This is a genomic window from Acidovorax sp. Root568 (genome assembly GCF_001427445.1).
Taxonomy (GTDB): Bacteria; Pseudomonadota; Gammaproteobacteria; order Burkholderiales; family Burkholderiaceae_C; genus Acidovorax; species Acidovorax delafieldii.
In genome coordinates, this window is the sequence record NZ_LMGP01000014.1 from 309475 (window position 1) to 322800 (window position 13326).

Annotated in this window: 14 protein-coding genes; 9 read left to right on the forward strand and 5 right to left on the reverse strand. The window is 65.8% G+C overall.

Annotated features, from left to right (window positions below; all coding sequences use genetic code 11):
• The 3 genes from ASD75_RS11000 to ASD75_RS11010 all read right to left on the reverse strand — a co-directional run bounded on the left by ASD75_RS11000 (window position 1) and on the right by ASD75_RS11010 (window position 3454).
• Window positions 1–1407: a CmpA/NrtA family ABC transporter substrate-binding protein gene (locus tag ASD75_RS11000; protein ID WP_056745596.1), complete on the reverse strand. Its 1407-nt coding sequence runs from the start codon at window positions 1405–1407 to the stop codon at window positions 1–3.
• A 146-nt stretch (window positions 1408–1553) separates the two neighbouring features.
• The gene (locus ASD75_RS11005; protein ID WP_056745597.1) at window positions 1554–2249 is read right to left on the reverse strand and encodes a response regulator transcription factor; all 696 of its coding nucleotides are present in this window, start codon (window positions 2247–2249) and stop codon (window positions 1554–1556) included.
• Window positions 2246–3454, reverse strand: coding sequence for a PAS domain-containing sensor histidine kinase (locus tag ASD75_RS11010; protein WP_056745599.1), 1209 nt, complete (start codon window positions 3452–3454; stop codon window positions 2246–2248). Before ASD75_RS11010 ends, ASD75_RS11005 begins: the two co-directional genes overlap by 4 nt.
• Window positions 3455–3544: 90 nt before the next feature.
• On the opposite strand from ASD75_RS11010, the gene ASD75_RS11015 reads away from it, so the two are divergent.
• From ASD75_RS11015 to ASD75_RS11025, 3 genes are read left to right on the forward strand one after another with little or no spacing between them, the layout of a single operon-like run.
• The gene (locus tag ASD75_RS11015) at window positions 3545–4396 is read left to right on the forward strand and encodes an ABC transporter permease (RefSeq protein WP_056745601.1); all 852 of its coding nucleotides are present in this window, start codon (window positions 3545–3547) and stop codon (window positions 4394–4396) included.
• Window positions 4393–4908: a hypothetical protein gene (locus tag ASD75_RS11020; protein ID WP_056745603.1), complete on the forward strand. Its 516-nt coding sequence runs from the start codon at window positions 4393–4395 to the stop codon at window positions 4906–4908. Before ASD75_RS11015 ends, ASD75_RS11020 begins: the two co-directional genes overlap by 4 nt.
• Entirely contained in the window at window positions 4905–6257 is a 1353-nt protein-coding gene (locus ASD75_RS11025) for a GAF domain-containing protein (protein WP_056745893.1), read from the forward strand. Before ASD75_RS11020 ends, ASD75_RS11025 begins: the two co-directional genes overlap by 4 nt.
• Before the next feature lie 27 nt (window positions 6258–6284).
• On the opposite strand, the gene ASD75_RS11030 is transcribed toward ASD75_RS11025, so the two are convergent.
• Together ASD75_RS11030 and ASD75_RS11035 are read right to left on the reverse strand one after the other, a co-directional pair.
• Window positions 6285–7022, reverse strand: coding sequence for a hypothetical protein (locus ASD75_RS11030; protein ID WP_056745606.1), 738 nt, complete (start codon window positions 7020–7022; stop codon window positions 6285–6287).
• Between the two features lie 189 nt (window positions 7023–7211).
• Window positions 7212–8801: a GMC family oxidoreductase gene (locus tag ASD75_RS11035; RefSeq protein WP_056745607.1), complete on the reverse strand. Its 1590-nt coding sequence runs from the start codon at window positions 8799–8801 to the stop codon at window positions 7212–7214.
• Between the two features lie 128 nt (window positions 8802–8929).
• Between ASD75_RS11035 and ASD75_RS11040 the strand changes: the two genes are divergently transcribed.
• The 6 genes from ASD75_RS11040 to ASD75_RS11065 all read left to right on the forward strand — a co-directional run bounded on the left by ASD75_RS11040 (window position 8930) and on the right by ASD75_RS11065 (window position 13325).
• Window positions 8930–9778: a 3-hydroxybutyryl-CoA dehydrogenase gene (locus ASD75_RS11040; protein ID WP_056745609.1), complete on the forward strand. Its 849-nt coding sequence runs from the start codon at window positions 8930–8932 to the stop codon at window positions 9776–9778.
• A gap of 219 nt (window positions 9779–9997) precedes the next feature.
• The gene (locus ASD75_RS11045; RefSeq protein ID WP_056745611.1) at window positions 9998–10816 is read left to right on the forward strand and encodes a crotonase/enoyl-CoA hydratase family protein; all 819 of its coding nucleotides are present in this window, start codon (window positions 9998–10000) and stop codon (window positions 10814–10816) included.
• 271 nt (window positions 10817–11087) lie between these two features.
• Entirely contained in the window at window positions 11088–11552 is a 465-nt protein-coding gene (locus tag ASD75_RS11050; RefSeq protein ID WP_056745613.1) for a MarR family winged helix-turn-helix transcriptional regulator, read from the forward strand.
• Window positions 11553–11624: 72 nt separating this feature from the next.
• Window positions 11625–12041 (forward strand): organic hydroperoxide resistance protein, encoded by a 417-nt coding sequence (locus ASD75_RS11055; RefSeq protein ID WP_056745896.1) that lies wholly within the window; start codon window positions 11625–11627, stop codon window positions 12039–12041.
• 4 nt (window positions 12042–12045) lie between these two features.
• Window positions 12046–12432: a DUF1304 domain-containing protein gene (locus ASD75_RS11060; RefSeq protein ID WP_056745616.1), complete on the forward strand. Its 387-nt coding sequence runs from the start codon at window positions 12046–12048 to the stop codon at window positions 12430–12432.
• 134 nt (window positions 12433–12566) lie between these two features.
• Window positions 12567–13325, forward strand: a complete 759-nt coding sequence (locus ASD75_RS11065; protein WP_056745617.1) for a metallophosphoesterase — start codon at window positions 12567–12569, stop codon at window positions 13323–13325.
• Window position 13326: the final 1 nt, after the last annotated feature.

The following is a 13326-nucleotide window of genomic DNA, read 5'->3' on the forward strand; positions in this document are numbered from 1 at the left end:
TCATGCCGCCTTGCGGATGGGGAAGCTCTTTGCGTACTCGCTCGCCTTGGCGGCATCGAATTCGCGCCCCATGATCTTGAACTTGGGGTACGCGCCTTCGGGCACCTTCTGGTCCAGCGCCTTCATCTGCTTTTTCGCATCGGTGATGAGGAACACCTTTTCGGCAATCTGCTTGTAGTCCACATCGCCCTTGATGTAGCCCCAACGCTGCATCTGCGTGAGCATCCACACGGCCATGCTCTGCCACGGCATGGGGTCGAAGTCGGCGCGGTCCGGCACGTTCTGGATCTTGCCCAGGCCGTCGGCGAACTTGCCGGTGAGCACCTGGTTGAGCACGGCCTCGGGCTGGTTCAGGTAGGCCTGGGGCGCAATCACCTTGGCGATGAGCTCGCGGTTGGCCGGGTCGCGCGCCATCGCGGCCGAGGTGAGCACCGCGCGGTACAGCGCAGCAAAGGTGTTGGGGTTCTTCTGGATGAACTCGGTGCTGGTGCCGAAGGCGCAGCAGGGGTGGCCGTTCCACAGGTCCTTGGTGAGCAGGTGGATGAAGCCGACTTCCTCAAACACGGCGCGCTGGTTGAAAGGATCGGGGCCGAGGAAGCCGTCGATGTTGCCCGCACGCAGATTGGCCACCATCTCGGCGGGTGGCACCACGCGCAGCTGCACGTCGGTGTCGGGGTTCAAGCCCGCCTCGGCCAGGTAGTAGCGCAACAGGAAGTTGTGCATGCTGTACTCGAAGGGGATCGCGAACTTGAAGCCCTTCCAGTTCTTGGGATCGCGGTTGTCCTTGTGCTTGAGGCTGAGCGTGATGGCCTGGCCGTTCACGTTCTGGATGGTGGCCACGTTCATCGGCGTGGCGTTGGAGCCCAGGCCCATGGAGATCGCCAGCGGCATGGGGCTCAGGAAGTGCGTGGCGTCGTACTCCTTGTTGATCATCTTGTCGCGGATCAGTGCCCAGCCGGCCGTCTTGGTGACTTCGACGCTCAGGCCCTGCTTGCTGTAGAAGCCCAGCGGGTGGGCCATGATCAGCGGGGTGGCGCAGGTGATCGGGATGAAGCCGATCTTGAGGTTGGTCTTCTCCAGTGCGCCCTGCTTCTCTTGCGCCATGGCCTGCATGCTGGCCACAGGCAACACGCTCGCGATGGCCGCCATGGCAGTGCCCTTGCCCACCGCCTTGATGAAGCGGCGGCGCACCGCGTCTTGCGGAAACAGCGCCTTGACCAGCGTGGCTTCGATGAACTCGTTGCTGTAGAGCTCGAACTCACGGGTCTCGCTGCGCTGGCGCAGAGTGGCTGCGGCGGCATCGGCCGACACCTCGGCGTGGTGGTCGGCCACCCTGTGGTCGCGGCCACAGCTGCATTTCAGCATCAACGGGCGGTCGGCATCGTAGGGCGAGAAAAATTCGGACATGGCACACCTCGAAGAAGTTGGTGCCAGGCGTTACGCAAAGCGCGGGCCAGTTTTTACCGGTGTCGGCCCGCTGTCATGAATTCGTGGGTGTGGTGTCTACAGCGTGTAGGGCCAGCACTACAAATCGGTCGTGCAACGCACAGAATTCACTCTGCCGGTGCGCCACGTGCCAGCAGCGCAAGCTCCACATCGTTGCGCGCGCCGGTCTTCTCGAGGATGCGGGCGCGGTAGGTGCTTACCGTGTTGGGCGCGAGCTTGAGCTGCGCACCAATTTCGCTCACGCTCTGCCCGGCAGTGAGCAGGCGGAACACCTGGTGCTCCCGATAGGAGAGCGCATCCACCCCGACGGGCGTGCCCTGCTGGGCGGTACGCACCACACCGGTGCGTTCTAGTGCACCTGCCAGGGCTTGCGCGGTCGCCTCCGTCAGGTAGCGCCCGCCAGCGGCCACCTTGCGCACGGCGGCCACCATGTCGTCGGGATCGGCGCTTTTGTGCAGGTAGCCCGCCGCGCCCATCTGGATGCAGCGCACCGCGTATTGCCGCTCGGGGTAGGTGCTGAGCATCAGCACCGGCAATGCAGGCCAGGCCTTGCGCAGCGCCTGCAGCACTTCGAGACCGTCCATGCCCGGCATGGCGATGTCCAGCAGCACCAGGTCCAGCCCCGGTGTTCTCGTGGGCCCTTGCAGGGCGGCGACCAGCTCCAGCACCTCGCTGCCCTGGGTGGCCTCGGCGACCACAGTGATCTCGGGCACGCCATTGGCCGGGTCGCCCAGCACCTGCTTGAGCCCCTCCCGCACGATGCGGTGGTCATCACCGATCAAAACTCGAACCACGGAATTCATGACAGCTCCAGAGGAATCAGCAATTGCAGGCACGAGCCCTGCCCCGGCTCGCTGGTGATGCTCAACCGGCCCCCAAGCTGCCGTGCCCGCTCGCGCATGCCCATCACGCCATAGGCGGTGGGCGCCTCCAGGGCCTGGCGGGTGGCGCCCACGCCGTTGTCGCGCACGCGCAGTTGCAGCATCTCGTCCTGCACGTCGATGGCGATGTCGATGGCGCTGGCCTGCGCGTGGCGGCCCACATTGCTCAGCATCTCCTGGAAGATGCGGAACACAGCGATGGCTGCAGGCTCGGGCAAGTGCAAGGTGGCAGGCACCTCCATCTGCCACGCCAGCTCCAGTTCGGCCGACTGCACGAACTCCTGTGCCTGCCACTCCAGCGCCGCCCATAGCCCCTGGTGGTCCAGGATGCTGGGGCGCAGGTCGGTGATGATGCGGCCCACGTTGTCCACGGCGTTTTCGATCAGGCGGCTCATGTTCTGGCACTTGCAGCGCATCTGGGTGCGCATGTCGCCCGCGGCCTCGGGCGTGCGCTCGCCCTGCTCGCCCAGGCGCTTGTGCAGCCAGTTCACATCCATCTTCAGCGCCACCAGCAGGCTGCCCAGCTCGTCGTGCACTTCGCGGGCGATGCGGGTGCGTTCGTCTTCGCGCACCTGCTCCGAGTAGGCCGACAGCTCGCGCAACTGCGCCAGCGCCTGCGACAGCTCTTGTGTGCGCGCGGCCACTCGGCGCTCCAACTCGTCATTGGCGCGGGCCAGGTCGTCATGCGCGCGCTGCAGCTCGTCGGCGGCGCGTTTGCGGCTGGTGATGTCCACAAAAGCGATCACAGCTCCCTGCACCTGATCGCCTTCCAAAATGGGGTGGCTCGAATACTCCACGGCAAACGCCGAGCCATCGCGGCGCCAGAACACCTCGGTGTCCACACGACAGGGCAGACCCTGGCGGAACGCATTGAAGATGGGGCAGTCGCCGTCCGCATACGGGCTGCCGTCGGGGTGGCTGTGGTGGGTGAGCGCGTGCATGTTGCGCCCCATCACCTCATCGGCCGCAAAGCCCAGCATCTGCGCGCCCGCCCGGTTGATGAACACGCAGTTGCCCGCCAGATCAATGCCAAACACCCCCTCGCCCGTGGACTCCAGCAGCAGCCCCAGGCGGTTCTGCCAGAGGGCACTGGCACCGGCGGGCAGGTTCAGGACGTGGGTGGACATAGGGGTACCCAAGCAATGGCCGTGCCCAGGTGGCGAAGATGAACACATCGGGGACTGTGCGCCCGCCCGCCAACATCGCACAATAAGCGGATGCAAACCGCTCACCCGCCCTCTGTGGCCACTGTGGCCCCGCCCCCGCCATCGGTATGGCGCCCGCCCAGCCTGTCCGTGCGCTGGTGGCCCGTGTTCATGCGCAACCTGCTGGTCTGGCGCAAGCTGGCCATCCCCAGCCTGGTGGGCAACATTGCCGAGCCGCTGATGTGGCTGGTGGCCTTTGGCTACGGCATGGGGGCCCTGGTGGGGCAGGTGAACGTGGGCGGCGCGGCGGGCGACACCAAGGTGCCCTACATCCTGTTCCTGGCCAGCGGCTCCATCTGCATGAGCGCCATGAACGCGGCCAGCTTCGAGGCGCTGTACTCGGCCTTCTCGCGCATGCACGTGCAAAAGACCTGGGACGGCATCATGAACGCGCCGGTGAGCCTCGACGATGTGGTGCTGGCCGAAATGCTTTGGGCGGCGTTCAAGGCGCTATTCACCGTCACCGCCATCCTGGGCGTCATGCTGGCCCTCTCCATCAGCCACAGCCCCAAGCTGCTGGTGGCCTGGCCGGTGCTGCTGTTCGTGGGGGTGATGTTCTCCAGCATCGCACTCATCTTCAATGCGCTGGCCAAGGGGTATGACTTCTTCACTTACTACTTCACACTGGTGCTCACGCCCATGATGTTTCTCTCGGGTGTGTTCTTCCCGCGCGAGCAGTTGCCCCCCATCGTGCGCGCCATCTCCGACTGGCTGCCGCTGACCAATGCCGTGGAGCTGGTACGCCCGCTGTTCATGGACCAGTGGCCTGCCCACCCCCTGCGCCACGGCCTGGTGCTGGTGGTGACCACCGTGGTGGCCTTCTGGGTGGCCCTGGCCCTGACCCGCAAACGCTTCAAGGCATGACCGCGCTGCTAGGCCCCAGCCATATCGCCATGGTGGCCAAGGGCGTGTCGGCCATCGTGGCATCACGCGATGCGGCCCTGCGGCCGAGCATCATGCGGGCCGTGGGCAGTCGCATCAGCGGCGATGGGCTGGAGGTCACGGTGTACCTGCGGCGCAGCCAGTCCGAACAGTTGCTGCAGGACATTGCGCACACCGGCGAGATTGCCGTGGTGTTCAGCGTGCCGTCCACCCACCAGACGCTGCAGCTCAAGGCCCGCCGGGCCACGCAGCGCCCGGCCCATGACGGTGACCTGCCGGTGTTGCAGGCCTACCTGCAGTCCATGGTGCAGGAGGTGGGCCAGGTCGGTTACGGGCCGCAGTATGTGGGCGCCATGCTGGCGGCACCGCTGCAGGATGTCGTGGCCGTGAGCTTCGCGCCCACCAGCGCGTTCGACCAGACACCGGGCCCGCGCGCCGGCGCGGAGTTGTGTTCGCCACCCACATCACCCTCACCACCTACGCCGCAGCCATGAGCACCGCAGCGCCGTCCCTGCACAGCATCCGCCCCTGCCTGGAGGGGGCGATTCCCGCCATCATGGCCACCTGTGACCCCGACGGCACCCCCAATGTGGCCTACATCTCGCAGGTGGTCTATGTGGATGCCGGGCATGTGGCGCTGTCGTTCCAGTTCTTCAACAAGACCCGCCAGAACATCCTGCGCAACCCGCGTGCGTCCGTGCTGGTGCTGGACCCGCTCACCGCCCATTTCTACCGCCTGCACCTGCTGTACGAACGCACCGAGGACAGTGGCCCGGTGTTCGAGAGCATGCGCGCGCAGCTGGCGGGCATTGCGTCGCATGCGGGCATGGCCGAGGTGTTTGAACTCAAAGGGGCCGACATCTACGCTGTGGAGCGCATCGAATCGGTGGCGGGCGAAGGCCTGCCGGCACCGGCGCCGCGTTCCGGGTTGCTGCACACGCTGCGCCTGTGCAGCGAGAGCATCGCGCGCTGCTCGGGGCTGGACGAATTGCTGCAAGGCGCGCTGCAGGGCCTGCAGGACAAGCTGGGCATTCAGCACGCCATGGTGCTGATGCTGGACGCCAGCGCCCAGCAGCTCTACACGGTGGCCAGCTGCGGCTATGCCACATCGGGCGTGGGTTCAGAAATCCGGCTGGGCCAGGGAGTGATCGGCATGGCTGCGCGCGAGCGCACGCCGGTGCGCATCAGCCACATGACGCACGCCGCCCTGTACAGCCATGCCATCCGCGAAAGCATGGACGCACATGCCACACCCGATGCGCCCCCGCTGCGCGGCCTGGACATCCCCTACCCCGGCCTGCCAGAGCCGCACAGCCAGGTGGCGGTGCCACTGCTGTCGGCCGGGCGCCTGCTGGGCGTGCTGTTTGCCGAGAGCCCCGAGGACATGCGCTTTGGCTTCGAGGATGAAGACCTGCTGGTGGCGATTGCGGGCCAGCTGGCCGCCGCCATCGACCTGCTGCAGGCCGCGCCCGATACGCCCGAGCCGCTGCCTACTCCGACAGCGGCACCGCCGGTGAGCGGCAGCGCGCTGCGGGTGCGCCACTTTGCGGCCAACGACAGCGTGTTCATCAACGACGACTATTTGATCAAGGGGGTGGCGGGCGCCATTGTCTGGAAGCTGCTGCGCGACCACCAGCACAGCGGGCGTGTGGACTTCACCAACCGCGAACTACGGCTGGACCCCGCCCTGCGCCTGCCCGATGTGGCCGACAACCTGGAGGCCCGACTGCTATTGCTGCAGCGCCGCCTGCAGGAGAACTGCCCGCACATCCACATCGAAAAGACGGGGCGCGGGCGCTTTCGGCTGTGCGTGCTGCGCCCCGTGGTGCTGGAAGACGCCTGACGCCTTCACGCCACTGATTTCTCAGACTCAGTGCACCAGACCCGGCACCACCGGCAGGCCCAGGCTGCGCATCAGCTTGGTCCACTCAGGCTGCGTGAGGTGCGGCTGCACTTGCGCCAGCACCGCTGCCAGCACAGGGGCAGGCGCATGTTGCTGCATGTCCGACAGCATGGCCGTGCGCTCGGCGGGTGACATATAGGGCACCATCCAGCGGGCCACCACCATCATTTCGTGCGGCGGGATCGAGGCCACCAGCGCGTCGTGCACGCCCGCCAGTTCTGCGTCGGTGTAGCACTGCCAGAGCACGCGGTTGTGCGCAGTCTCTTCCTCGTGCATGTGCTCAAAGTTGTGCGCCACAAACAGCGCCAGCTGGCGGTACAGGGCCTGGGTGGCGGCGGGGCGTGCGGGCTTGGCACAGGCCATCAGGTGGTTCACCCCGTCTGCCAGGGCCGTGATGGCCTCTTCGTGCTCCACATGTTCACCGGCAATGCTCTGGCTGGATCCGGGCTGGCGCGCCTCCATGGCGGCGTGCACGAACTGGTTCTCGTGGTGCAGGTGGGCGCGGCACAGGTCCAGCAGCTGCATCACGCAGTCGCAGGTGTGGGCAAACTCCAGGTCGTCGTCCACATCCATGCGGCCCAGGCCCAGCAGCGTGTCGGCCATGAAGGCGCGCAGCGCCTTGTGGATGCTGGCGTACATATCCATGCGGGGGGCGGCGGGCTGGGCTTGTGTCAGTGCGGCAATTTCGCGGGCATCAATCTTCATCACGTTCTTTCATGGCCCCGGTGGGCTCTTTCAGCGCCTTTTTTTTTGGCGCCGGGCCGGGTGCACCATGCACCCGTTTCCATGCAAAGAAGTGTAGAAATTCGCCGCGCTTTTGCCTGTTAAAAACTCCTTAAACAGACCCTTTGAAAACCTTAAAAATCGCGTTCCGGGCGCCAAACGTGAAATCGTTCACGGCGCGGCGCGCAGCAGGTCCACCGCTTTTTCAGCAATCATCACCGTGGGCGCATTGGTGTTGCCGCTCACTATGCGCGGCATGATGGACGCGTCCACCACACGCAGGCCCGCGAGGCCATGCACACGCAGTTCGGCATCCACCACATCCAGCGGCCCGGGCCCCATGCGGCAGGTGCCCACGGGGTGGTAGATGGTGTCGGCGTACTGGCGGATGAACTGCTCGATCTCCGCATCGCTGCGCGCACTGGCCGAGGCCGCCAGCTCCTTGGCGCCGAACTTCGCGAGCGCCGGTTGCATGAGGATCTCCCGCGTGCGTTTGAAGCCACGCACCATGCGCGCCATGTCATCGGGATCGGCCAGGAAGTTCGGGTCCACCAAAGGCAAGGCCATGGGGTCGCGGCTGGCCAGCGTGACCGCGCCCCGGCTTTTGGGCTGCAGCAGGCACACGTGGGCCGAGTAACCATGGCCGAACACGGTCTTGCGCCCGTGGTCCACCAGCTTGCCGATCACAAAGTGCAGCTGCAGGTCGGGCGCGGGCTCGGACGGGTCGCTTTTGATGAAGCCCCCCGCCTCGGCAAAGTTCGTGGTCAACATGCCCGTGCGGTGCTTGCGCCATTCGGCTATGCCGCGCAGCGTCTGCGCCATGCCCGACAGTGACAGGCCGAACAGGTCCTTGAGCTCGGGTGCGTCCAGCACCTGCACCACGTCGGGGTGGTCGTGCAGATGCTGGCCCACGCCCGGCAGGTCGTGCAGCACCGGGATGCCGTGTTGCTGCAAATGCGCGGCAGGCCCCACGCCCGACAGCATCAGCAACTGCGGCGACAGCAGCGCGCCCGCACTCAGCAGCACCTCGCGGCCCGCTCGCACCTGCTTGATCGCGCCGCCCTGGCGGTATTCGACACCCACCGCGCGCGTGCCGTCGAACAGGATGCGCGTGGCATGCGCCCCGGTGATGACCTGCAGGTTGGGTCGCGCCAGGTGCGGCGTGAGGTAGCCCTTGGCTGCGCTGTGGCGCTCGCCGTTCTTGTGCGTGACCTGGTACAGGCCCACACCTTCCTGCGTGGCGCCGTTGAAGTCGGTGTTGTGCGGGTGCCCGGCCTGCACACCTGCGTCGGTGAAATATTGGCTGAACCGGTTGGGTGCACGCAGGTCTGCCACGTTGAAGGGGCCGCCCCGGCCATGCCAAGCGTTGGCGCCGCGTTCGTTGTTCTCGGCACGCACGAAGTAAGGCTTCACATCCTCCCAGCCCCAGCCCGGGTTGCCCTGCGCGGCCCAGTGGTCATAGTCGGCGTGCTGGCCCCGGATGTAGACCATGGCGTTGATGGAGCTGGAGCCCCCCAGCACCTTGCCGCGTGGCTGGTAGCCGCGCCGGTTATTCAGCGCGGCCTGCGGCGTGGTGTTGAAGCCCCAGCCGTTCAGTTCGAACTTGGCCATCACGGCCAGCCCAGCCGGGCAGTGGATGAGCACGCTTTTGTCGGCAGGCCCTGCCTCCAGCAGGCAGACGCGTACGGAGGGGTTCTCAGTCAGACGGCCGGCCAGCACGGAGCCCGCCGATCCGCCACCGATCACGATGTAGTCAAACATGTTTTGTGTCTCCTCCGCCATGCTGCGCAGCGGCTTGTTGGTTCAGGTTTGACGCACGATAACCGAACGGTCGTGCGATTCGCCTTACCATTCCGTCCATCCGTTTCACTTTGAAGAGGGCTCTCTATATGACGATTCAGACCGTAGGCATCATCGGCGCAGGCACCATGGGCAACGGCATTGCACAGGCCTGTGCGGTGTCGGGCATCAACGTGGTGATGGTCGATATCTCGGATGCTGCAGTGCAAAAAGGCCTGGCCACCGTGGCCGGCAGCCTGGACCGCCTGATCAAGAAGGAAAAGATCACCGAAGCCGACAAGGCTGCGGCCCTGGCGCGCATCCAAACCTCCACCAGCTACGACGACCTCAAGGCCGCGCAACTGGTGATCGAGGCCGCCACGGAGAACTACGAGCTCAAGCTGAAGATCCTCAAGCAGGTGGACGCACTGGTGGGCCCCGAGGTGCTGATCGCATCGAACACTTCTTCGATCTCCATCACCAAGCTGGCCGCCGCCACCAGCCGCGCCGACAAGTTCATCGGCATGCACTTCTTCAACCCCGTGCCCATGATGGCGCTGGTGGAGATCATCCGTGGCCTGCAGACCAGCGATGCCACGCACGACGCCGTGAAGGCCCTGGCCGAGGCCCTGGGCAAAAGCCCCATCACCGTGAAGAACGCGCCTGGCTTTGTGGTCAACCGCATCCTTGTGCCCATGATCAACGAGGCCTTCTTCGTGCTGGCCGAGGGCCTGGCCACGCCCGAGGACATCGACGCGGGCATGAAACTGGGCTGCAACCAGCCCATCGGCCCGCTGGCGCTGGCGGACATGATCGGCCTGGATGTGTGCCTGGCGGTGATGGACGTGTACCTGACCGAGTTTGGCGACAGCAAATACCGCCCCTGCCCGCTGCTCAAGGAAATGGTGGCCGCAGGCCGCCTGGGCCGCAAGACGGGCCAGGGCGTGTATAGCTACTAACCCCCCGGAGACGCTTCGCGCCGTCCCCCCAGAGGGGGGACGCACCCGGCGCAGGGAGTGAATACGACATTCACATGTCGTGGCGGCCCTTGCGCGGGTGCACTGGTAAGACACCGTGCCGGTTTGGAGGCCGCTTGCGTTAATCGGCTGCGCTGTCTCGATTGAGACGGCGCACAACGCTTGAAGCGTTTTCAATCATGGGCCAGGAGACCCGCGCCCATGACAAACATCCCCCCCACCACGCCCCCGCCCGAGGGCTGCATCGACACCCTGGTGCTCGGCCACGTGCTGCTGATCGGCATCAACCGCCCGGCCAAGCGCAACGGCTGGACGCCGCCCATGTTCCGCCAGCTGGCCGAGGCCTACACCCGCCTGGATGACGACCCCGACCTGCGCGTCGGTGTGCTGCATGCCATGGGCGACCACTTCACGGCCGGACTGGACTTGCCCGCCGTGAGCGCCTACATGCAGCGCGGCGAAAAAGCCATCCCCGAAGGCCTGGTGGAGCCCCATGACTACGGCCTGCCCGGCTACCGGCGCCGCACCAAGCCCATGGTGGTGGCGGTCAAGGGCATCTGCTTCACCGTGGGCATTGAGTTGATGCTGGGCGCCGACATCGTGGTGGCGGCCGACAACTGCCGCTTCTCGCAGATGGAGGTGCAGCGCGGCATCATGGCCACAGGCGGCGCCACGCTGCGCATGGCCGAGCGCGCGGGCACGGGCAATGCGCTGCTGCACCTGCTGACGGCCGACGAGTTCGGCAGCGCTGAGGCGTACCGCCTGAACTTTGTGCAGAAAGTGGTGCCGGCTGGCCAGGAGCTGGACGAGGCATTGGCGATTGCCCAGCGCATTGCCGCCCAAGCGCCGCGCGCGGTGGTGGCCACGCGCCTGAATGTGCTCAAAGCCATCGAGCAAGGCCAGGCGGCTGCGGTGGCGGACTTCATCCCGGTGCAGAAGGAACTGGCCAACAGCGAGGATGCGGCCGAAGGCGTGCGCGCGTTTGTCGAGCGCCGGCCCGCGCAGTTCAGCGGGCGCTGAGGGCCTGGTGGTTCGTCGTCGCCCGAACCACTACATGCCAAGTTTCAAGCCCAATCGGCCGATAGCGCATATGAATCATGCGCTAGCAGCTCTGCTATTGATAGCAATTTCCCGAGGGTGAAAGGGGCACAGCGTCCCCGCCTGCGCGAGCGGCACGCGCGAATAGCACCGATGGCGCGGCGCCGCTCGCCCACCCACACAAGCCCACCCATTAACAAAGTTTTTCACAATTCAATTGCACGCAATTGAATTTACACCCACAATTCACCCCATGCCCAGCCACAGCACACCCCACACTCCCAGCCCCGCCATCCTGCGGCTGGACAACCAGGTCTGCTTTGCGCTGTATTCCGCCTCGCTGGCGATGACCAAGCTGTACAAACCGCTGCTCGACCAGTTCGGCCTGACCTACCCCCAGTATCTCGTGATGCTGGTGCTGTGGGAACAGGATGGCGTGACGGTGTCCGAGTTGGGCGAGCGCCTGTTCCTCGACTCCGGCACGCTCACGCCGTTGCTCAAGCGCCTGGAGGCGCAGGGCCACATTGCCCGGTTGCGCGATGTGCAGGACGAGCGCCGCGTGCGCATCACCCTCACGTCACAAGGCCGCGCGCTGCGCAACCAGGCCGAAGCCATTCCACCGTGCGTGCTGCAAAGCAGCCAGTGCTCGATTGCCGAGCTGACCACCTTGACCACCGAACTCAAGCAGCTGCGAGACCGGCTCAGCGAGCAACGCTGACGGCCTGCAGACAACGCAAGAACCGATTCCCTCCACCGCCCGCCAGTGGGCAACAACCGCAAGGAAGACACCATGACCAAGCTCGAAAAAGTCCTGTACACCGCCAAGTCGCACGTGACCGGTGGCCGCGATGGCGCCGCCAAGACCGATGACGGCCGCCTGGACGTCAAGCTGTCCTCGCCTGGTACGTCCGGCACCGGCACCAACCCCGAGCAGCTGTTTGCCTCCGGCTACGCAGCGTGCTTCATCGGCGCGATGAAGGCTGTGGGTGGCAAGATCGGCATCCCCGTGCCTCAGGACGTGTCCATCGACGCCGAAGTGGACCTGGGTCCCATCCCGAACGCCTACGGCATCGCCGCCCGCCTGGCCATCAGCCTGCCCGGCCTGGACAAGGAAACCGCCCAGAAGCTGGTGGAAGCAGCCCACCAGGTCTGCCCCTACTCCAACGCCACGCGCGGCAACATCGACGTGACCATCACGATCGTCTAAGACCATGGGCCGCCTGCTGATCCCCCGCATCGCGGTGGCCCTGGTGGCCATCGAGCATGTGTACATCCTCGTGCTCGAAATGTTCTTCTGGAACAAGGCCCTGGGCATGAAGACCTTCAACCTGACCCAGGAGCTGGCCGACGCCACCACCACGCTGGCGGCCAACCAGGGGCTGTACAACGGTTTTCTGGCGGCAGGCCTGTTCTGGGGGCTGTTCACCGGCACCCGGGTGTTCAAGATCTTCTTCCTGGCCTGCGTGATCGTGGCCGGGGTGTTTGGCGCCGCCACCGCAGCGCCCAAGATCTTCTTCAGCCAGGCGCTGCCCGCGATCATTGCGCTGGGCCTGGTGCTGGCGCTGGACAAAAAACCCGCCGCCCAGCGCAGCCTCTGAGCTACCAAAACCATAGCTGCCAGCGCTTGATCAATAAGCGCTGGCAGCTATTTTTTCTTTGAATCCACGCAGGTACTGCCGCCTGCAAGCTGCCATTCAGCCATGCGCGCGATGATGGGGTTGGAGACAACAACATGAAAATCGCCCTGCTGTCCGACATCCACGCCAACCGCCAGGCCCTGGACGCCTGCCTGCAACACGCCCGCGCACAGGGCGCCGAACAATTTGCGCTGCTGGGCGACCTGGTGGGGTACGGCGGCGAGCCCGTGGCCGTGGTGGAGCAGGTGCGCGACCTGGCCCAGCAAGGTGCCCTGTGTGTGCTGGGCAACCATGACGCCATGGCCCTGGCCCCGCCTGCCAACCCACGCAACCGCAGCGAGCTGGGAGCGCAATGGACGCACGATCAGCTCGGCAACAGCCACATCGCCTTTTTGCAGTCGCTGCCGCTCACGGCGCGGCTGGGCAGCAGCGCCTTGCTGGTGCACGCCAGTGCCGACATGCCCGCGCAGTGGCGGTATGTGGAGGACTCCAACGCCGCCGAGCGCAGCATGACCGCAGCGCAAGGCATCGACCCCGCCATCCGCTATGTGTTCTGCGGCCATGTGCACGAGCAGGTGCTGTACTTCCTCACGCCCACGGCCAAGCTGATGCGCTTTGCGCCCGAGCCCGGCGTGCCCGTGCCCGTGCCGACGCACCGCCAGTGGCTGGGCATCGTGGGCTCGGTGGGCCAGCCGCGCGACGGCGATGCGCGCGCCATGTACGCGCTGTTCGACGACACCGCCAAGCAGATCACGTTCTACCGCGTGCCCTACGACCACCTGGCAGCCGCCGCCGCCATCCGCGCGGCGGGCCTGCCCGGCTTCTACGCCGACCGCCTCGAAAAAGGCCAGTGAC

Bases quoted from the DNA above. Each gene is read 5' to 3' on its own strand.
- ASD75_RS11025 (WP_056745893.1), top strand. From the start codon at position 4,905: ATGAGCACCGCAGCGCCGTCCCTGCACAGCATCCGCCCCTGCCTGGAG.
- ASD75_RS11065 (WP_056745617.1), top strand. From the start codon at position 12,567: ATGAAAATCGCCCTGCTGTCCGACATCCACGCCAACCGCCAGGCCCTG.
- ASD75_RS11030 (WP_056745606.1), bottom strand. From the start codon at position 7,022: ATGAAGATTGATGCCCGCGAAATTGCCGCACTGACACAAGCCCAGCCC.
- ASD75_RS11020 (WP_056745603.1), top strand. From the start codon at position 4,393: ATGACCGCGCTGCTAGGCCCCAGCCATATCGCCATGGTGGCCAAGGGC.
- ASD75_RS11040 (WP_056745609.1), top strand. From the start codon at position 8,930: ATGACGATTCAGACCGTAGGCATCATCGGCGCAGGCACCATGGGCAAC.
- ASD75_RS11015 (WP_056745601.1), top strand. From the start codon at position 3,545: ATGCAAACCGCTCACCCGCCCTCTGTGGCCACTGTGGCCCCGCCCCCG.
- ASD75_RS11050 (WP_056745613.1), top strand. From the start codon at position 11,088: ATGCCCAGCCACAGCACACCCCACACTCCCAGCCCCGCCATCCTGCGG.
- ASD75_RS11055 (WP_056745896.1), top strand. From the start codon at position 11,625: ATGACCAAGCTCGAAAAAGTCCTGTACACCGCCAAGTCGCACGTGACC.
- ASD75_RS11035 (WP_056745607.1), bottom strand. From the start codon at position 8,801: ATGTTTGACTACATCGTGATCGGTGGCGGATCGGCGGGCTCCGTGCTG.
- ASD75_RS11010 (WP_056745599.1), bottom strand. From the start codon at position 3,454: ATGTCCACCCACGTCCTGAACCTGCCCGCCGGTGCCAGTGCCCTCTGG.
- ASD75_RS11045 (WP_056745611.1), top strand. From the start codon at position 9,998: ATGACAAACATCCCCCCCACCACGCCCCCGCCCGAGGGCTGCATCGAC.
- ASD75_RS11005 (WP_056745597.1), bottom strand. From the start codon at position 2,249: ATGAATTCCGTGGTTCGAGTTTTGATCGGTGATGACCACCGCATCGTG.
- ASD75_RS11060 (WP_056745616.1), top strand. From the start codon at position 12,046: ATGGGCCGCCTGCTGATCCCCCGCATCGCGGTGGCCCTGGTGGCCATC.
- ASD75_RS11000 (WP_056745596.1), bottom strand. From the start codon at position 1,407: ATGTCCGAATTTTTCTCGCCCTACGATGCCGACCGCCCGTTGATGCTG.